Source organism: Shouchella lonarensis (genome assembly GCF_900096965.1).
GTDB lineage: Bacteria > Bacillota > Bacilli > Bacillales > Bacillaceae_D > Shouchella > Shouchella lonarensis.
Map to the genome: position 1 here is coordinate 39319 of NZ_FMYM01000009.1, position 19982 is coordinate 59300.

General features: G+C 44.7%; 18 protein-coding genes and 1 other annotated feature. All 18 genes read left to right on the forward strand.

Going from position 1 to position 19982, the window contains the following annotated elements; all coding sequences use genetic code 11:
- The first annotated feature begins 35 nt into the window (after positions 1 to 35).
- A complete protein-coding gene (gene cysE, locus BLT29_RS10160; protein ID WP_090776216.1) occupies positions 36 to 740 on the forward strand; it encodes a serine O-acetyltransferase in 705 nt (234 codons plus the stop codon).
- Positions 737 to 2140 (forward strand): cysteine--tRNA ligase, encoded by a 1404-nt coding sequence (cysS, locus tag BLT29_RS10165; protein ID WP_090776217.1) that lies wholly within the window; start codon positions 737 to 739, stop codon positions 2138 to 2140. The genes cysE and cysS overlap by 4 nt, the downstream gene beginning before the upstream one ends.
- Entirely contained in the window at positions 2137 to 2541 is a 405-nt protein-coding gene (locus BLT29_RS10170) for a Mini-ribonuclease 3 (RefSeq protein ID WP_090776218.1), read from the forward strand. The genes cysS and BLT29_RS10170 overlap by 4 nt, the downstream gene beginning before the upstream one ends.
- 137 nt (positions 2542 to 2678) lie before the next feature.
- Positions 2679 to 3431 (forward strand): 23S rRNA (guanosine(2251)-2'-O)-methyltransferase RlmB, encoded by a 753-nt coding sequence (gene rlmB, locus BLT29_RS10175; protein ID WP_437182642.1) that lies wholly within the window; start codon positions 2679 to 2681, stop codon positions 3429 to 3431.
- Positions 3428 to 3943: an NYN domain-containing protein gene (locus BLT29_RS10180; protein ID WP_090776219.1), complete on the forward strand. Its 516-nt coding sequence runs from the start codon at positions 3428 to 3430 to the stop codon at positions 3941 to 3943. The genes rlmB and BLT29_RS10180 overlap by 4 nt, the downstream gene beginning before the upstream one ends.
- A 120-nt stretch (positions 3944 to 4063) precedes the next feature.
- A complete protein-coding gene (gene sigH / locus BLT29_RS10185) occupies positions 4064 to 4696 on the forward strand; it encodes an RNA polymerase sporulation sigma factor SigH (protein ID WP_090776305.1) in 633 nt (210 codons plus the stop codon).
- 253 nt (positions 4697 to 4949) lie between these two features.
- On the forward strand, positions 4950 to 5150 hold the full coding sequence (gene secE, locus BLT29_RS10190) for a preprotein translocase subunit SecE (RefSeq protein WP_090776220.1): 201 nt from the start codon (positions 4950 to 4952) through the stop codon (positions 5148 to 5150).
- A 65-nt stretch (positions 5151 to 5215) separates the two neighbouring features.
- The gene (gene nusG, locus BLT29_RS10195; RefSeq protein WP_090776221.1) at positions 5216 to 5752 is read left to right on the forward strand and encodes a transcription termination/antitermination protein NusG; all 537 of its coding nucleotides are present in this window, start codon (positions 5216 to 5218) and stop codon (positions 5750 to 5752) included.
- Positions 5753 to 5900: 148 nt separating this feature from the next.
- Complete coding sequence (gene rplK / locus BLT29_RS10200) at positions 5901 to 6326, forward strand: 50S ribosomal protein L11 (protein WP_090776222.1); 426 nt, start codon at positions 5901 to 5903, stop codon at positions 6324 to 6326.
- A gap of 102 nt (positions 6327 to 6428) precedes the next feature.
- Complete coding sequence (gene rplA, locus BLT29_RS10205) at positions 6429 to 7124, forward strand: 50S ribosomal protein L1 (RefSeq protein WP_090776223.1); 696 nt, start codon at positions 6429 to 6431, stop codon at positions 7122 to 7124.
- A 40-nt stretch (positions 7125 to 7164) separates the two neighbouring features.
- Positions 7165 to 7299, forward strand: a sequence feature (ribosomal protein L10 leader region).
- Positions 7300 to 7360: 61 nt separating this feature from the next.
- Entirely contained in the window at positions 7361 to 7861 is a 501-nt protein-coding gene (gene rplJ, locus BLT29_RS10210; RefSeq protein WP_090776224.1) for a 50S ribosomal protein L10, read from the forward strand.
- Between the two features lie 57 nt (positions 7862 to 7918).
- Positions 7919 to 8281 (forward strand): 50S ribosomal protein L7/L12, encoded by a 363-nt coding sequence (gene rplL / locus BLT29_RS10215; RefSeq protein ID WP_090776225.1) that lies wholly within the window; start codon positions 7919 to 7921, stop codon positions 8279 to 8281.
- Between the two features lie 80 nt (positions 8282 to 8361).
- Positions 8362 to 8982, forward strand: a complete 621-nt coding sequence (locus BLT29_RS10220; protein ID WP_090776226.1) for a class I SAM-dependent methyltransferase — start codon at positions 8362 to 8364, stop codon at positions 8980 to 8982.
- 263 nt (positions 8983 to 9245) lie between these two features.
- Positions 9246 to 12779: a DNA-directed RNA polymerase subunit beta gene (gene rpoB, locus BLT29_RS10225; RefSeq protein WP_090776227.1), complete on the forward strand. Its 3534-nt coding sequence runs from the start codon at positions 9246 to 9248 to the stop codon at positions 12777 to 12779.
- Positions 12780 to 12880: 101 nt separating this feature from the next.
- On the forward strand, positions 12881 to 16501 hold the full coding sequence (gene rpoC / locus BLT29_RS10230; RefSeq protein ID WP_090776228.1) for a DNA-directed RNA polymerase subunit beta': 3621 nt from the start codon (positions 12881 to 12883) through the stop codon (positions 16499 to 16501).
- Between the two features lie 391 nt (positions 16502 to 16892).
- A complete protein-coding gene (rpsL, locus tag BLT29_RS10235; protein WP_090776229.1) occupies positions 16893 to 17312 on the forward strand; it encodes a 30S ribosomal protein S12 in 420 nt (139 codons plus the stop codon).
- A 41-nt stretch (positions 17313 to 17353) separates the two neighbouring features.
- Positions 17354 to 17824 carry a 30S ribosomal protein S7 gene (rpsG, locus tag BLT29_RS10240; RefSeq protein ID WP_090776230.1) on the forward strand — a complete coding sequence of 157 codons (471 nt, stop codon included), beginning with the start codon at positions 17354 to 17356 and terminating at the stop codon, positions 17822 to 17824.
- A gap of 43 nt (positions 17825 to 17867) precedes the next feature.
- The gene (gene fusA / locus BLT29_RS10245; RefSeq protein ID WP_090776231.1) at positions 17868 to 19946 is read left to right on the forward strand and encodes an elongation factor G; all 2079 of its coding nucleotides are present in this window, start codon (positions 17868 to 17870) and stop codon (positions 19944 to 19946) included.
- The last annotated feature ends 36 nt before the right edge of the window (positions 19947 to 19982 follow it).

Consider the following 19982-nt stretch of genomic DNA (forward strand, 5'->3'; position numbering starts at 1 on the left):
TGCAGAGGCGTTTTTCGTTAGAATGGAGGGAAAGCATGGGATTTATGCGAACGTTATTAAATGACATTGATGTTGTCTTTGAGCAAGACCCAGCTGCCCGCAATCGAATAGAAGTTATTTTTACGTATTCAGGTGTGCACGCCATTTGGGGCCATCGGATTGCCCACCGTTTATGGAAATGGAAGTTGCGCTTCCTCGCTCGATTGTTGTCGCAGCTCGTTCGTTTCTTTACTGGTATTGAAATTCATCCTGGGGCGACCATTGGTCAGCGTGTGTTCATTGACCACGGTATGGGGGTTGTCATTGGTGAAACATGTGAAATTGGTAATAATGTGACGATCTTTCAAGGAGTGACACTCGGGGGGACAGGGAAGGAGAAAGGCAAGCGTCACCCGACCGTGAAAGATGGCGCCCTCATTGCCAGTGGTGCGAAAGTATTAGGGTCTTTTACCATTGGAGAGCATGCTAGAATTGGCGCAGGTTCCGTTGTATTAAAAGAAGTGCCACCTCACTCTACAGTGGTGGGCATTCCCGGAAGAATTGTCGCTCAGCATGGGAAGAAAGTGGCGTCTGCACATGCACTTGATCATCATGCGTTGCCTGACCCGGTTGCGGATACGATGCGTGAAGTGGAGCGCGAGTTGGAGCGGTTAAGAGAAGAGTGTACCCAGTTGCGGTCGGCGTTAGCAGTGAGAGCAAATGATGCGGGTAAAGCAGAGAAAGGGCGTGGGGACATATGATAAAAGTATTCAACAGTTTAACAAGAAAAAAGGAAATGTTTAAGCCGATCGAAGAAGGAAAAGTACGGATGTATTGCTGCGGACCGACTGTATATAACTACATTCATATCGGTAATGCTAGGCCACCGATCGTATATGACATGGTGAGGCGTTACCTTGCTTATCGTGGGTATGAAGTGATATTTGTTACGAATTTTACGGATGTCGATGATAAAATTATTCGTGCTGCCCAAGAGGCAGGAGAAGACGTCGGTGAAGTGGCGGAACGTTTTATCGCTGCTTACGAAGAAGATGTCAAAGCTTTAGGGGTACAGCCAGCAAATGCGCATCCGCGGGTGACAGAGACGATGGATGACATTATCGCGTTTATCGTGGCGCTTGTTGACAAAGGTTTTGCTTATGAAGCGGGTGGAGATGTGTACTACCGGACACGTCGTTTTCGTGAATACGGCAAGTTGTCAGGACAATCACTAGATGATTTGCGTAGTGGCACACGGATTGAGGTGGATGAGAATAAAGAGGACCCGCTTGATTTTGTTTTATGGAAAGCTGCTAAACAAGGGGAGATCTCTTGGTCTAGTCCATGGGGAGAAGGGCGACCGGGTTGGCACATTGAATGTTCGGCGATGATTAAAAAGACATTAGGAGAAACAATTGACATTCATGCCGGTGGGAAAGATTTAACATTCCCGCACCATGAAAATGAAATTGCCCAATCGGAAGCATTGACAGGTAAAACAATCGCGAACTACTGGTTGCATAACGGCTTTGTCAATATCGACAATGAGAAGATGTCAAAGTCGCTTGGGAACTTTGTATTGGCACGTGATTTAATGGCGCGGCACGATCCAGAAGTAATTCGCTTCTTTATGTTGAGTGCCCATTATCGTACGCCAATTAATTTTAGTGACGAGCTGCTTGTGAGCGCGAAGGCAGGGTTAGAACGAATCCGAACAGCGGTGGCGAGTCTAGTGCATCGTCTCGCACAGACGGCCGATGCAGGTATGACAGGCCCATGGTTGGAGAAGATTGAAGGGTATAAGAAACAATTTATTGCTGAGATGGATGATGACTTTAATAGTGCGAATGGGATCAGTGTCTTATTTGACTTGGCAAAAGAAGCAAATGTGTATGCTCGTGAGCAACAAACATCAACAATCGTGTTGCAAGCATTCTTGTCACTTTTTGACGAAATAAGTACAGTGTTAGGATTATCGTTGCAAAGCACAGCCACTTTGTTAGATGATGAAGTAGAAGCATTGATTGCAGAGCGAAACGAGGCACGTAAGCAGCGTGACTTCCAGCGTGCAGACGAGATTCGTGATCAATTGAAGGAAAAGCATATTATTTTGGAAGATACCCCTCAAGGTGTGCGGTGGAAGCGAGGAGACACAACATGAGTCAGCGAGAACTCCGTCAGTTAAACGGGCTCGCGCTCGCTTATATGGGTGATGCAGTATTTGAGAAGCACGTACGTTATACGTTGCTTACGCAAGGAAAGGTGCGCCCGAACCGATTGCACCAGGAGGCGACGACGTATGTGTCAGCGAAGGCACAAGCGGCGATTTTACGGGCATTAGAAGCGGAAGACGTGTTGACGGATGAAGAAAAGCAAATTGTGCGGCGAGGGCGCAATGCAAAATCACATACTGTACCAAAGTATACAGATGTGCAGACATACGGCTATGCGACCGGGTTTGAAGCGTTATTAGGTTATTTATATGTTACCGATGCACACGACCGTCTGCAGCAACTGTTGCAACGGGCGATGGTGCTCGGAGCGAAAAAGGAGGGTAGATGACGATGAAGCAATCAAACAAGCAGCATGTTCGGCGTACATCTACTGCACCGCAATCACCGAAGCGAGAAAAGCGGCAAGGCACGCGAAAAAAGACTGTGACACCACAAGCTAGAAAACCGCAAGTGACGCCATTACAAGTGGCGCACACTCTTATCGCGGGAAAAAACCCTGTCATTGAAGCAATGCAGTCAGGGAGGAAAGTGTATCAAGTGTGGATCGGTGAACATTCACAAAAAGGGCAAATGCAAACAGTGCAGTCACTGGCACAAGAAAATGAAGTACCTATACAGCCGATAAAAAAGCAACAATTGGATGAATGGATCGGGCATAGCAATCATCAAGGGGTCGTTGCGGCGGTGAAACCATACGACTATGCCACAATTGATATGCTGTTTGATCGAGCACAAGCAGCGAATGAAGCACCATTTTTCCTTCTTTTAGACGGCATTGAAGACCCGCACAATCTCGGTTCAATCATGCGTACAGCAGATGCCGCAGGTGTGCACGGGATCATTATCCCAAAACGGCGTGCAGTCGGGTTGACGGAAACGGTTGCCAAAGCGTCAACAGGGGCAATTGAGTACATTCCGGTCGTACAAGTGACGAACTTGGCACGGACAATGGACGAGCTAAAGGAACGGGGTTTGTGGTTTTTTGGTACAGATGCAAGCGGCTCAGACCACTATAATGAGGTGACATATGACCAAGGAGCCATTGGTCTCGTCATTGGGAGTGAAGGGAAAGGGATGGGGCGACTCGTGAAGGAAAAGTGTGACTTTCTTTTGCGCATTCCGATGAATGGTCGTGTGACTTCTTTGAATGCATCTGTTGCGGCAGCGCTGCTCATGTATGAAATATATCGCCAGCGTGAGCGTGTAAGTGATTCATGACACATGATATTTTGCTTGTCGACGGATACAACATCATTGGTGCATGGGCAGAGCTGCAGTCACTTAGTAAACAGGATTTTTCACTCGCAAGGGACCGGCTTGTCGACATGATGGCTGAATATGCAGCTTATATGGGACATGAAGTGCATATTGTGTTTGATGCACATCAAGTAGGTGGTGTAGGCAAGCATGCATTACATCACCGTGTCCATGTTATTTATACAAGGAAAAAGGAAACGGCGGATGAGCGCATCGAGAAGCTCGTGACGACAATGAAACGTATTGATCGACGCATTTATGTTGCGACATCAGACTTTGCTGAGCAGTCTGTCATTTTCGGTAGTGGTGCCTTGCGTAAGTCTGCTCACGAGTTACAACGGGAAATGAAGTTGGTGATGAAAGGAATCGACAAAACCATTGAAAAAAAGCAGCGAACACAGCAATCGTCGAAGATTCAGTTATCAACAGAAGTTGCCGAAGTTTTTGAGAGATGGCGTCGAGAAGGGAAATGAACGGTTGACCAATGCAGTGTGAGTACGATATAATCAATGTGTACAACTTTTCACAACATTAGAGCGGTGCGAACGCGAGGGGTGATCAGGTTGAGTATAGGGTTAGCAGAACAGAAAAGCATGGTGACTGAGAGAGAATTTGACAAGTGGGAAGATGATCGCGTCATCTTTGCAGTTCGATCAGGGAATACGTTGGCACTGGAACACTTATTGAGTAAATATCGTCATTTTGTCCAAGCGAAGGCACGTGCTTATTTTTTAGCTGGCGGTGACTATGAGGATATTGTTCAAGAAGGAATGATTGGTTTATATAAAGCTGTGCGTGATTTTAATGGGGACAAGCTGTCCTCTTTCAAAGCTTTTGCCGAATTGTGTATCAAGAGGCAAATTATTACTGCTATTAAAAGTGCAACCCGACAAAAACACGTGCCTTTGAATACGTATGTTTCATTGGACAAGCCGCTATACGAAGAAGAATCTGAACGAACACTGCTAGACATTGTCTGTGATCAAGAGATGATCAACCCAGAAGCGTTGATTATCAATAAAGAAGAGCTTGACTACATCGAGAAGAAAATGGGCGAGATTTTAAGTGAGTTAGAACGTCAAGTGCTAACCTTGTATTTGGAAGGCTGGACATACCAAGAAATTTCTGCTAATTTGAATCGCCGTGTCAAGTCGATTGACAATGCATTGCAGCGGATAAAACAAAAGCTGGGACGTTATGTTGAGTTAAAAAAAGTTGTGTTTTAATGTAGGTAGGTTGGTCATAAAGGTCTCGAGCACTTCTGTGGAAAATGTTTGACTTTCCTTCCTACTTACATTTATAATAGAGTCAAACCGTTTTTTGAGCTGTAAAATGAACCCACGATATGCAAGTGTTAGAAGTGGGTTTATTTTTTGTACAACCGTCTTTTACTAGACTTTGATTTGTGATGATGGATTGACAATAAATATAAGGTTTAACTTTTCAATGATGTGCCACGCTGGGGGTGTAGGGAACAAGATGACAAATCAGAAAAAAAATCCGATTGCATTTTTAGGAAATGTGGGACGTGAACTAAAGCGTGTAACATGGCCGACAAAAAAGGAATTAACGCGTTATACGTGGGTGGTACTGATTACACTTGCTTTTATGGTCGCGTTCTTTTATGTTGTTGATTTAGGGATTGCATCGTTACGTGCTGTAGTGGTGAAGTCACCTTAATAAAAAGCCAACACTGCGGCAGCTTGTGCGAATGAAAAAGGAGGGAAGGACATCCGTCCTGAATAATGGAAAAAAGTTGGTTTGTGGTACACACGTATTCTGGCTATGAAAATAAAGTGAAAATGAACTTGGAAAAACGCGTTGAAACGATGGAAATGGCTGATCACATTTTTCGTGTGCTTGTCCCGGTAGAAGAAGAGTCAGAGATGAAAAATGGGAAAACGAAGCAAGTGATGAAGAAAGTGTTCCCTGGTTACGTGCTTGTGGAAATGATCATGACTGACGACTCTTGGTATGTCGTGCGAAACACACCAGGGGTGACGGGTTTTGTTGGGTCAGCCGGTGCGGGTTCGAAGCCAACTCCATTGATGCCGGATGAAGTGGAGCGCATTTTAAAACAAATGGGCGTCATGGAAGCAACTATGGAAGTTGATTTCGAATTGAAAGAGTCTGTGAAGGTAAAAACTGGGCCGTTTGCTAATTTCGTTGGCACAATTGAAGAAATACAGCCAGATCGCCAGAAGCTAAAAGTGCACGTAAACATGTTTGGACGCGAAACACCGGTCGAACTTGAGTTCACTCAAGTCGAAAAGATTTCATAAAAAGCTTGCTTCTTTAAGAATTTGATGATAGAATTTCTATGTTTAGTATGTTGCTATCCAGTCGGGTGCGATTGCATCCGTCTTTTTGAGTGGGAGGGGATGAGCTCATTCCCGGTAACCACATCACGGACTTAAGGAGGTGTGTCACGTGGCTAAAAAGGTAATCAAAATGGTTAAACTACAAATTCCTGCAGGTAAAGCCAATCCGGCACCACCAGTTGGGCCAGCACTTGGTCAAGCAGGTGTGAATATTATGGGATTCTGTAAAGAGTTTAATGCTCGTACATCTGACCAAGCAGGCTTAATCATTCCAGTAGAAATTACTGTGTTTGAGGACCGCTCGTTTACATTCATCACAAAAACGCCACCAGCTGCAGTTTTACTCAAAAAAGCAGCAGGAATTGAATCAGGCTCTGGCGAACCGAATCGCACAAAAGTTGCGACGGTCAAACGCGATAAAGTACGCGAAATCGCTGAAACAAAAATGCCAGATTTGAACGCTGCTTCAGTAGAAGCGGCAATGCGTATGGTTGAAGGAACTGCACGTAGCATGGGTATTGTGATCGAGGACTAATGTTGGTTTGTTTGCTGAGAGGTTGTGCTCTTTTTTTGGGAGTACAGCCTTTCAAACAGTGGGAGGTCTCGCCGTTATTACCACATACGAGGAGGAAATAAAATGGCTAAAAAAGGGAAAAAATACGCTGATGCAGTGAAGCTAATTGACCGTGATCGCGTATATCAAGCAGAAGAAGCGCTTGAACTTGTAAAGAAAACAGCAGTAGCGAAGTTTGATGAGACAGTGGAGGTTGCTGTACGTCTTGGTGTGGATCCGAAAAAAGCGGATCAACAAATTCGCGGTGCGGTTGTACTACCGCACGGTACGGGGAAAACACAACGCGTGCTTGTGTTTGCAAAAGGTGAGAAAGCGAAAGAAGCAGAAGCTGCTGGTGCAGATTATGTAGGCGAGGATGACCTAATTAATAAAATTAACCAAGGTTGGTTTGATTTTGATGTGATCGTTGCGACGCCAGATATGATGGCACAAGTAGGACGCCTCGGTCGGGTGCTTGGACCAAAAGGGCTTATGCCGAATCCGAAAACAGGCACTGTGACATTTGATGTTGCAAAAGCTGTGGCGGAAATTAAAGCGGGTAAAGTCGAATACCGTGTGGACAAGTCTGGGAATATTCACGTACCAATTGGAAAAGTGTCATTTGAACCAGCACAGTTGCTTGAAAACTTCCAGACGATCATTGAAACACTTCATAAAGTGAAGCCGGCTGCTGCAAAAGGGACGTACGTACGTAACATTGCAGTTGCTTCAACAATGGGCCCTGGTGTCCGTGTTGCCACAAGTTCTTTTTCAAAGTAATGATTGACAAGCATGCTGTGAATATGTTAAGTTATTACTTGTGAATTTAAAAGTCATACCGTAGACAGCAGGTGCCTTTAGGTTTAAATATCCTGCCGAGGTGAGCAAATAGATTTCCGTAGTAGGAGTCATACTGCCCTCGTTGTCGAAAAACGAGGGCTTTTCATTTAGCTAATTCCCTCATAGCTGTACAAAGCTTACAGGCGGTGTGAAATCATTTTACAGGAGGTGTATTCATGAGCAGCGTATTAGAGCAAAAGCAACAAATGGTTGCTGATATCGCGACAAAGTTACGGGATAGTAAAGCGACTGTTGTTGTTGATTACCGTGGATTAACGGTTGCAGCAGTCACTGAACTACGAAAACAGTTGCGCGAAGCAGGCGTTGAGTACAAAGTGTATAAAAACACACTTGTGCGCCGTGCGACAGCGGAAACGGAACTGACGGCGCTAGATGACCATTTAACTGGTCCGACAGCGATTGCTTTCAGTAATGAAGATGCGGTTGCCCCAGCGAAAGTGATTAACAACTTTGCAAAAGAAAACGAAGCGCTTGAAATTAAAGCAGGTGTGTTCGAAGGGAAAGTAGTCGGTGTCGATGAAGTGAAGGCTCTTGCTGAACTTCCATCACGCGAAGGACTTCTTTCTATGCTTCTTAGTGTGTTACAAGCGCCAATGCGAAATGTTGCCTTGGCAGCAAAAGCGGTTGCTGATCAAAAAGAAGAGCAAGGTGCATAATCTTGCTTAATGTATGACATGTTTTATCGATGATATTAAACGAGGAGGATTATAACAATGAGCAGAGAGCAAATCATTGAAGCGATTAAAGAAATGACCGTTCTAGAATTGAACGATCTTGTAAAAGCAATTGAAGAGGAATTTGGTGTGACAGCGGCAGCGCCTGTAGCGGTGGCAGCTGGTGGTGGAGACGCAGGTGCAGCAGAGCAAACAGAATTTGATGTTGTACTTGAGTCTGCTGGCTCATCTAAAATTGGTGTCATTAAAATTGTTCGCGAAATCACAGGTCTTGGCTTAAAAGAAGCAAAAGCACTTGTTGATGGCGCACCAGCACCAGTAAAAGAAGGCGCATCTAAAGAAGAAGCTGAAGAGATGAAAGCGAAACTTGAAGAAGCTGGCGCGAGTGTTGCAGTGAAGTAATTTCTTTCCATTTGCACGAAAAAGGTCCGTGAAAGTTACGGGCCTTTTTTTCCGATTTTGATAATGGAGGATGGTAGGTCATGAGTGATCATTACTATACACGTACGCCAGGTGTAGACCATGATGAAAAAACGTGGTCATACGTGTTGCGAGGACATTCGTTTTTGTTTACAACAGACCGAGGGGTGTTTTCGAAAAGGGAAGTCGATTATGGTAGTCGGTTTTTAATTGAATCATATTCTTCTCCTGATGTTGCGGGCGATGTCCTTGATGTCGGTTGTGGGTATGGACCGATTGGGCTGGCAATCGCGCGAGTGGAGCAAGGCAGAATGGTAGAGATGATTGATGTAAATGAACGGGCGTGTGCGCTCGCAGCACGTAATGCGAAACAAAATCAAATTGACAATGTTGTTGTTCGGCATGTGGATGGTGCACAAGATGTCATAAAGAGAGATTTCGCGGCGATCGTCACCAATCCTCCAATTCGGGCGGGAAAAAAAGTGGTGTTTTCTATATATGAAGAGGCGCATGACCGTTTGTTAACGGGGGGGATGCTTTGGGTGGTTATCCAGAAAAAACAAGGCGCCGCCTCGACGAAGGAAAAGTTACAGGTGTTATTTGGGAAAGAATCAGTAGAGACGATAGCAAAAGATAAGGGATACGTTCTTTTTTGTGCAAAAAAAGATTTGACGAACGCATAGAAGTTATGATATTATTCTTTAATGCGTACGATTGCCCAATTTGCCGTTTCGATACTCATGAGCGTGAAACTCTGGTGATTGAAACGGTTCATTTTTGGTTATGCTAAGTGAATGACTGTACTTATTCATACTATAAAGCTTTTTTTCTTCTTTGTACAGTCTATAAGTTCACTTGCCTGTTGTTTTAAGAAGTGATAGTGGCAATTGTCTTTGTACAGTTTGTAAGTGAGATACTATAACGCGAGATTTAAGGGGTGAATCAGTTGACAGGTCAACTCATTCAGTATGGACGTCACCGCCAGCGAAGAAGCTATGCGCGTATTAACGAAGTGTTAGAGCTGCCGAATTTGATTGAGATTCAAACAGCTTCCTACCAATGGTTTCTTGATGAGGGTTTGCGGGAGATGTTTCGTGATATTTCTCCGATCCAAGATTTTACGGGTAATTTAGTGCTAGAATTTATTGATTATAGTCTTGGAGAACCAAAGTACCCAGTTGAAGAATCAAAAGAACGCGACGTCACGTTTGCTGCGCCTTTGCGTGTGAAAGTGCGCTTAATTAATAAAGAAACAGGCGAAGTGAAAGAGCAAGAAGTATTTATGGGAGATTTTCCATTAATGACTGAAACTGGGACGTTCATCATTAACGGTGCTGAACGTGTCATCGTTTCTCAGCTTGTTCGTTCACCAAGTGTGTATTACAATGAAAAAATTGACAAAAACGGAAAAAAAGGTTTTTCAGCAACGGTTATTCCGAATCGTGGGGCTTGGCTAGAGCTTGAAACGGATGCAAAAGATATTGTGTACGTACGTATTGACCGGACACGTAAAATCCCAGTATCCGTTCTTTTACGTGCGCTTGGTTTCGGGTCTAATCAAGAAATTATTAGTTTGCTTGGTGAAAATGAATATTTACGAAATACGCTCGAAAAAGACAACACCGACTCAACGGATAAAGCATTACTGGAAATCTATGAGCGTCTCCGTCCGGGTGAACCACCGACTGTTGAAAACGCAAAAAATTTGCTTGAATCTCGTTTCTTTGATCCAAAGCGGTATGACCTAGCGAATGTAGGCCGCTATAAAATAAACAAAAAACTTCACATCAAGAATCGATTGTTCAACCAGCGCCTAGCAGAGACGCTCGTTGACTCAGAAACTGGAGAAGTGCTCGCAGAAGAAGGTACACTTTTGGACCGCCGAACGTTGGATAAGCTTTTACCTTACTTAGAAAAAGGTCTAGGTTTCCGTACAGCCCGAACGTCAGGTGGTGTTTTAGAAGAGTCTGATGTCGATATCCAGTCTATTAATGTGTACGTTCCAGATGATTCAGACGGAGAACGCTACATTTCTGTTATCGGTAATGGAATGGTTTCAAGTGAAGTCAAGCATATTGCGCCGGCTGATATTGTGGCCGCAATTAGTTATTTCTTTAACTTGTTGCACGGTATTGGCGATACAGATGATATTGATCATTTAGGGAATCGCCGTCTCCGTTCTGTCGGTGAATTATTGCAAAATCAATTTCGAATTGGTTTGTCGCGGATGGAACGTGTCGTGAGAGAGCGGATGTCGATTCAAGACCCAAATGTCATTACGCCACAAGGGTTGATCAATATTCGGCCTGTCATTGCATCGATTAAAGAGTTTTTCGGTAGCTCGCAGTTATCACAGTTTATGGATCAAACGAATCCATTAGCAGAATTGACACATAAACGGCGACTATCTGCCCTTGGACCGGGTGGTTTGACGAGAGAACGCGCTGGAATGGAAGTGCGTGATGTTCATTATTCACACTATGGTCGGATGTGTCCAATTGAAACACCAGAAGGACCAAATATTGGTTTAATCAACTCACTATCGTCTTATGCGAAAGTGAATGAGTTTGGTTTTATGGAAACGCCATATCGTCGTGTCGATCCTGAGACAGGGAAAGTCACCGCACGAATTGATTATTTAACAGCAGATGAAGAAGACCAATATGTTGTTGCGCAAGCAAACGCCAAGTTAAGTGAAGATGGTTCTTTTGTAGAGGAACAAATTGTTTCCCGTTTCCGTAGTGAAAACCTCATTGTTCCACGAGAACGTGTTGACTACATGGATGTATCACCGAAGCAAGTTGTGTCGGCTGCGACGTCATGTATCCCGTTTCTCGAAAATGACGATGCCAACCGTGCGTTGATGGGTGCGAACATGCAGCGGCAAGCAGTGCCCCTCCTTGTACCGGAAGCGCCACTTGTTGGTACAGGAATGGAACATGTTTCAGCAAAAGACTCGGGGGCTGCGGTTGTTTCGAAGCACCCAGGAATTGTTGAGCGTGTAACTGCCCGAGAAATTTGGGTGCGTCGTTTAGAGGAAGTTGGAGGGAAAGAAGTAAAAGGCGACTTGGATAAATACAACTTGCAAAAGTTTGTCCGTTCAAATCAAGGGACGAGTTATAATCAACGTCCTATTGTGCGTGAGGGAGATCGTGTGACAAAGCGCGAAATTCTTGCGGACGGTCCATCTATGGAGTTAGGTGAAATGGCGCTCGGTCGTAACGTGCTTGTCGGCTTTATGACGTGGGAAGGTTACAACTATGAAGATGCGATTATTTTAAGTGAGCGTCTTGTCAAAGATGATGTATATACATCGATTCACATTGAAGAATATGAGTTGGATGCGCGGGACACAAAGCTTGGACCTGAAGAAATTACACGTGATATTCCAAACGTCGGTGAGGATGCGTTAAGAAACCTTGACGAGCGTGGCATTATTTATGTCGGTGCGGAAGTGAAGGATGGTGATATCCTTGTCGGGAAAGTGACGCCAAAAGGTGTGACTGAATTGACAGCAGAAGAGCGTTTATTGCATGCCATTTTTGGTGAGAAAGCACGTGAAGTGCGCGACACATCTTTAAGAGCACCGCATGGTGGTGACGGGATCGTCCTTGACGTGAAAATCTTTAACCGTGAAGACGGAGATGAATTGCCACCAGGTGTGAATCAGCTCGTTCGTGTGTATATTGTCCAGAAGCGTAAAATTAACCAAGGGGACAAAATGGCAGGGCGTCACGGAAATAAAGGGGTTATTTCTCGGATACTGCCAGAAGAAGACATGCCATTTTTACCAGACGGTACACCAATTGACATCATGTTGAACCCATTAGGGGTACCTTCACGTATGAACATTGGGCAAGTGTTGGAACTACATCTTGGGATGGCAGCGCGCAAGCTCGGTATTCACGTGGCTTCGCCGGTCTTTGATGGTGCGAGCGGTGATGACTTATGGCAAACGCTTGAAGAAGCAGGCATGGCCCGTGACGGTAAGACCCTTTTATACGATGGACGCACCGGAGAACCATTTGATAACCGTGTTTCTGTTGGTGTGATGTATATGATTAAGCTGGCTCACATGGTTGATGACAAGTTGCATGCGCGGTCTACGGGTCCATACTCACTTGTTACGCAGCAGCCATTAGGCGGAAAAGCACAATTTGGCGGGCAGCGTTTTGGAGAGATGGAAGTGTGGGCGCTAGAAGCGTACGGGGCAGCATATACCTTGCAAGAAATTCTCACAGTCAAATCTGATGATGTTGTTGGGCGTGTAAAAACGTATGAGGCGATTGTCAAAGGTGAGAATGTTCCTGAACCGGGTGTTCCAGAGTCATTTAAAGTATTGATCAAAGAGCTTCAGTCTCTTGGTATGGATGTCAAAATGTTATCAAGCAATGAAGAGGAAATTGAGATGCGAGAGCTTGACGACGAAGATGAGCAGACGACTGAAAAACTAAATTTAACGCTTGAAAAGAGTGAATGAACGAGCCCAAATACAACGGATTAGCAGCCAGAATGTGAAGCGCAACTTTCTTTTTAGTTCTGGCGCTGAACGTTGATTACACAATAAGGGAGGTTGGCCCTTTGATCGATGTAAATAATTTCGAGTATATGAAAATCGGGTTGGCGTCGCCGAGTAAGATTCGTTCTTGGTCACGTGGAGAAGTAAAAAAACCTGAAACGATTAACTACCGCACATTGAAGCCAGAAAAAGACGGTTTGTTCTGTGAGCGAATTTTCGGTCCGCAAAAAGATTGGGAATGTCATTGTGGGAAATACAAGCGTGTACGCTATAAAGGTGTTGTTTGTGACCGTTGTGGTGTAGAAGTGACGCGAGCGAAAGTGCGACGTGAGCGGATGGGACATATTGAACTTGCCGCGCCTGTATCACACATTTGGTATTTCAAAGGTATCCCGAGCCGGATGGGGCTCGTTCTTGACATGTCACCACGTTCGTTGGAGGAAGTCATCTACTTTGCCTCTTATGTTGTAACAGAACCAGGCGACACACCGTTAGAGAAGAAACAATTGTTGTCTGAAAAAGAGTACCGTGCTTATTATGAAAAATATGGTGGCTCTTTCACGGCCTCCATGGGTGCTGAGGCAATCTATAAATTACTTGCTAGCCTTGATTTGGAGAAAGAAGTCGGTCAATTAAAAGATGAACTCGAAACAGCCCAAGGTCAACGCCGGACACGGGCCATTAAGAGATTAGAAGTGCTTGAAGCATTTCGAAACTCTGGAAATGAGCCATCTTGGATGATTCTTGAAGTATTACCGGTCATTCCACCTGAGTTGCGTCCGATGGTGCAACTTGATGGGGGTCGCTTTGCAACCTCTGACTTAAACGATTTGTATCGTCGTGTCATAAACCGGAACAACCGCTTAAAACGTTTGCTCGATTTAGGTGCACCAAATATTATTGTGCAAAATGAAAAGAGAATGTTACAAGAAGCGGTCGATGCATTGATTGATAACGGTCGCCGTGGTCGTCCGGTAACAGGGCCAGGAAATCGTCCACTTAAATCTCTTTCTCACATGTTGAAAGGAAAGCAAGGGCGTTTTCGGCAAAACTTGCTCGGGAAACGTGTGGATTACTCGGGACGTTCTGTTATTGTTGTCGGTCCGAATTTGAAAATGTATCAATGTGGACTGCCAAAAGAGATGGCGTTAGAGCTATTTAAGCCGTTTGTCATGAAAGAGCTTGTTTCAAAAGGTTTTGCGCACAACATTAAGAGTGCCAAACGCAAAGTTGAACGGGTACAGCCGGAAGTATGGGATGTGCTTGAAGAGGTCATTCGCGAACATCCAGTATTGTTAAACCGCGCACCGACGTTGCACCGACTAGGGATTCAGGCATTCGAGCCGATTTTAGTCGAAGGGCGTGCCATCAAGCTCCACCCACTTGTTTGTACAGCATACAACGCTGACTTTGATGGTGACCAAATGGCGGTTCACGTGCCATTGTCGGCAGAAGCGCAAGCAGAAGCGCGTATTTTGATGCTTGCAGCACAAAATATTTTAAATCCAAAAGATGGTAAGCCAGTCGTGACGCCATCACAAGATATGGTTCTAGGGAACTATTACTTGACAATGGAGAACAAAGATGCGGATGGCGAGGGAGCGATTTTCAAAGATGCGAATGAGGCAATTACCGCATACCAAAATGGTTATGTTCATTTGCACACGCGTATCGCGCTACCGGTTCGTTCATTAAACAAGTCAACATTTACGGATGAGCAACAAGCTATGTTGTTGCTTACAACGGTTGGGAAGTTGTTATTTAATGAGATCCTCCCAGACACGTTTCCGTATATTAACGAGCCGACACAAAAGAATTTGGAAGTGGAGACGCCAGCCAAATATATGGTGCCAAGTGATACAGATGTAAAGGCACTTTTTAAAGAACGTGAGATGATTCCACCGTTTAGAAAAGGGTTCTTAGGGAATGTCATCGCGGAAGTATTCAAGAAGTTCAAGATTACGGCAACATCGAAAATGCTTGATCAAATGAAAGACTTAGGTTTTGCTTACTCGACGAGAGCAGGTATTACGGTAGGCATCTCAGACATTGTTGTTTTACCTGAGAAAAAGGAAATTTTAGCTGACGCTGAACAGAAGGTAGACCGGATCACAAAGCAGTTCCGTCGAGGGTTAATTACCGAAGAGGAGCGTTATGACCGTGTCATTTCCATTTGGAGTGAGGCAAAAGACGTTATTCAGAGCAAACTCATGAGTACACTGAACGTGCGTAACCCCATCTTTATGATGAGTGATTCTGGAGCGCGGGGAAATGCGTCTAACTTTACGCAACTTGCGGGGATGCGTGGTCTCATGGCAAATCCATCTGGACGAATCATTGAGTTACCGATTAAGTCGAGTTTCCGAGAAGGTTTAACCGTGCTAGAATACTTTATTTCTACTCACGGTGCGCGGAAAGGATTAGCGGATACAGCATTGAAGACGGCTGATTCTGGTTACTTAACGCGTCGTCTTGTCGACGTTGCCCAAGATGTCATTGTTCGCGAAAATGATTGTGGCACAGACCGAGGATTAGAAGTCGCAGCAATCACAGAAGGAACAGAAACAATTGAAGGATTATATGATCGCCTTGTCGGTCGTGTGGCCTTTAAGACGGTGTATCATCCAGAGACAAATGACGTCATCGTGCGTCGTAATGAACAAATGAATGAAGATAGTGCAAAAGAAATTGTCGATGCAGGTGTTGATGCGGTAACGATTCGTTCTGTATTTACATGCAATACACGTCATGGCGTGTGTAAAGCGTGTTACGGTCGTAATTTAGCAACCGGCAGTGATGTTGAGGTCGGCGAAGCAGTTGGGATCATTGCTGCGCAATCGATTGGTGAGCCGGGGACGCAGCTAACGATGCGAACGTTCCATACAGGCGGGGTAGCTGGCGATGATATTACTCAAGGTTTGCCGAGGATTCAAGAGTTGTTTGAAGCGAGAAATCCAAAGGGGCAGGCTGTGATCACTGAAGTGACAGGGGAAGTGGTTGATGTCAACGACAGTGACAAGCGTGAAGTAACCGTTCAAAATGAGCTTGAGACAAAACAATATGCTATTCCTTATGGAGCAAGAGTGAAAGTTGCTGTAGGCGATCAGGTTGTTCCTGGCCAGCCATTAACAGAAGGGTCAATTGATCCAAAAGAATTGTTAAAAGTGACCGGTATGGATGGCGTACAGGCGTATTTGCTACGCGAAGTACAGAAGGTATACCGGATGCAAGGGGTAGAAATTGGTGATAAACACGTTGAAGTGATGGTGCGCCAAATGCTCCGTAAGATTCGTATTGTGGATGCCGGTGATACAGGTGTACTTCCAGGCTCATTAATTGAGATCCAGAAGTTCAACGATGTCAATAAAGATGTGTTATTGACAAATAAACGACCTGCTACTGGTCGTCCAGTATTGCTCGGGATTACGAAGGCATCGCTTGAGACAGATTCTTTCTTATCAGCAGCTTCATTCCAAGAGACAACACGTGTCCTAACCGATGCGGCAATCAAAGGAAAACGTGATGAGTTGCTTGGGTTAAAAGAAAACGTCATTATCGGAAAGCTTGTTCCAGCAGGAACAGGATTAGACCGATACCGTCGCCTTGGTATCCATTCTTCTTATGATGAACGAGCAGATCATGAAGAGCAGACACAACCAGAAGAGATGGTTGCACAAGAATAATTTTTTATAACATCGCATCAGGGCTATTGACATAGCCCTGAGTGTGATGATATGATACTTGAGTGTGCTTTTTAATATGTTCTGCCTAACATAGTGGAGAACATTTGGGCATAAAAGGTTGTGTGTACATGCTTTTACCAAAGTCTTTTTCATCGTTGCTTAGAAAGTACGCTTAAACAAGTGCGGAAGAGATAAGCAAATGAATAGAGATGATGGTCGTTGTATGCATGAACGCAAGAGGCTTAGTCAAGTTGTTTATGTAGATCATGGCGGTTTGATAGATAAAAATGAATTGCTGCTGCAAACTACGTAGGGGCATCACTCTGTTTGTCTATAAATGAACCACCTGGGTAAGTGGTCTTGGAGCACATAAGAAGGGAGGATGAAAAGAATGCCAACAATTAATCAACTTATCCGTAAGGGTCGCGTTGATAAAGTGAAAAAGTCTGACTCACCAGCTTTAAATAAAGGCTATAATAGCTTCAAAAAAGCACAAACGAACGTTTCTTCTCCGCAAAAGCGTGGGGTATGTACGCGTGTAGGTACAATGACACCGAAGAAACCGAACTCAGCGCTTCGAAAGTATGCGCGGGTGCGTTTGACAAATGCCATTGAGGTTACGGCGTATATTCCTGGTATCGGGCATAATTTGCAAGAGCACAGTGTCGTATTAATCCGTGGCGGACGTGTGAAAGACTTACCAGGGGTGCGTTATCACATTGTACGTGGTGCCCTTGACACAGCTGGTGTCCAAAACCGGATGCAAGGTCGTTCTAAATATGGAACAAAGAGACCGAAAGACAAGAAATAAAGTAAAACCACACTTATTGAATATTGAAAGGAGGGGGAGTTATGCCTCGTAAAGGTCCAGTTACACGTCGTGATGTGCTGCCTGATCCGATTTATAATTCTAAGCTTGTCACCCGCCTTATTAACCGCATGATGGTTGATGGGAAGCGTGGCACAGCACAAACGATTTTGTACCAAGCGTTTGATCTCGTGAAAGAACGTAGTGGGAAAGATCCGATGGAAGTATTTGATCAAGCATTAAAAAACATCATGCCTGTACTTGAAGTGAAAGCCCGTCGTGTTGGTGGTGCAAACTATCAAGTCCCAATTGAGGTGAAATCTGATCGTCGTACGACACTAGGTCTACGTTGGTTAGTAAACTATGCCCGTCTTCGCGGTGAGAAGACAATGCAAGAACGTCTTGCGGGTGAAGTGCTTGATGCAGCAAACAATACAGGTGCTTCAGTGAAGAAACGCGAAGATACGCATAAGATGGCAGAAGCAAACAAAGCTTTTGCGCATTATCGCTGGTAAGTTAAGATATCAATTTTTGTAGATCAGAAAGGAGAGAGACACTATGGCAAGAGAATTCTCCTTGAAAGATACGCGTAACATCGGCATCATGGCTCACATTGATGCCGGTAAAACGACTGCAACAGAACGGATTTTATTCTACACAGGTCGTGTGCACAAAATTGGTGAAACACACGAAGGTGCATCCCAAATGGACTGGATGGAGCAAGAGCAAGAGAGAGGGATTACAATTACCTCTGCTGCGACAACCGCCCAATGGAAAGAGCATCGTATCAACATCATTGATACACCTGGGCATGTAGACTTTACCGTCGAAGTTGAACGGTCGTTGCGCGTACTCGACGGAGCCGTTGCTGTTCTTGATGCCCAATCAGGAGTAGAACCACAAACCGAAACCGTTTGGCGTCAAGCGACAACATATGGAGTACCGAGAATTGTGTTCGTCAATAAGATGGACAAGACTGGTGCGGATTTCATGTATTCAGTTGGTACATTGCGTGATCGTCTGCAAGCCAATGCGCATCCGATTCAGTTGCCAATCGGTGCAGAAGATGAATTCGTCGGTATGATTGACTTGATTGAGATGGTCGCTCATATTTCTAAAGACGATCTTGGACAGGACTGGGAAACGACAGAAATTCCAGATGAATATAAAGAGCAAGCAGAGAAACTTCAGGAGTCTTTACATGAAGCCGTTGCTGAACTTGATGAAGATTTGATGATGAAGTACCTTGAAGGGGAGCCTTTAACAAAGGAAGAAGTTAAAGCAGCGATCCGTAAAGGAACATGCGAAGTCAATTTTTACCCAGTTATTTGTGGATCTGCGTTCAAAAACAAAGGGGTACAACTTTTGCTTGATGCGGTACTGGACTATCTCCCGTCTCCGTTAGATGTTCCAGCAATTAAAGGGCATGTGCCTGATACGGATGAGGAAGTAACGCGTGAGTCCGGTGATGATCAACCGTTTTCCGCGCTTGCATTTAAAGTGATGACAGACCCATTTGTTGGAAAGTTGACTTTCTTCCGAGTGTATTCAGGAACACTTGATTCTGGTTCTTACGTCCGTAATGCAACGAAAGATAAGCGTGAACGTGTAGGTCGGATTTTACAGATGCACGCAAATTCACGAGAAGAAATTTCAACGGTATATTCCGGTGATATTGCAGCTGCTGTTGGCTTGAAGGATACAACAACAGGAGACACTCTCTGTGATGAAAAGCATTTAGTCATCTTGGAGTCTATGAACTTCCCAGATCCGGTTATTCACTTATCAGTTGAACCGAAGTCGAAGGCTGACCAGGATAAGATGGGGATTGCCCTTTCGAAATTAGCAGAAGAAGATCCGACATTTAAAACACATACAGACGAAGAAACGGGTCAAACAATCATTGGTGGAATGGGTGAGCTTCATCTGGACATCATCGTTGACCGGATGCGTCGTGAGTTTAAAGTCGAAGCCAATGTCGGTGCACCGCAAGTTTCTTACCGTGAAACGATTCGTAGCACGGCACAAGTGGAAGGGAAATTTGTTCGTCAGTCTGGTGGGCGTGGACAATTTGGTCATGTTTGGATTGAGTTTTCACCAAATGAAGAAGGCGCTGGATTTGAGTTTGAAAATGCGGTTGTTGGGGGCGTTGTTCCTCGAGAATACATTTCTTCTGTCCAAGCAGGAATTGAAGAAGCGCTTGATAACGGGATGATTGCTGGTTATCCGGTGATTGACCTGAAAGCGAAACTTTATGACGGTTCTTATCATGACGTTGACTCCTCGGAGATGGCATTTAAAATTGCTGCATCGATGGCGCTTAAAAATGCAAAAACAAAATGTAACCCAGTTTTACTTGAGCCACTGATGAAAGTGGAAGTCGTTGTACCAGAAGAGTATATGGGCGACATCATGGGTGATGTGACTGCACGACGTGGCCGTGTCGAAGGTATGGAAGCGCGTGGGAACGCACAAATTGTTAAAGCGTTTGTACCACTTGCTGAAATGTTTGGATATGCAACATCACTTCGTTCACGTACACAAGGTCGCGGCACGTATACGATGTTCTTTGATCACTATGAAGAAGTGCCAAAGAGTGTCGCTGAAGAGATCATTAAAAAGCAAACAGGCGCTTAAACCGTTTCTCATTGCGCCTAAAGCAATTTTGTTGTA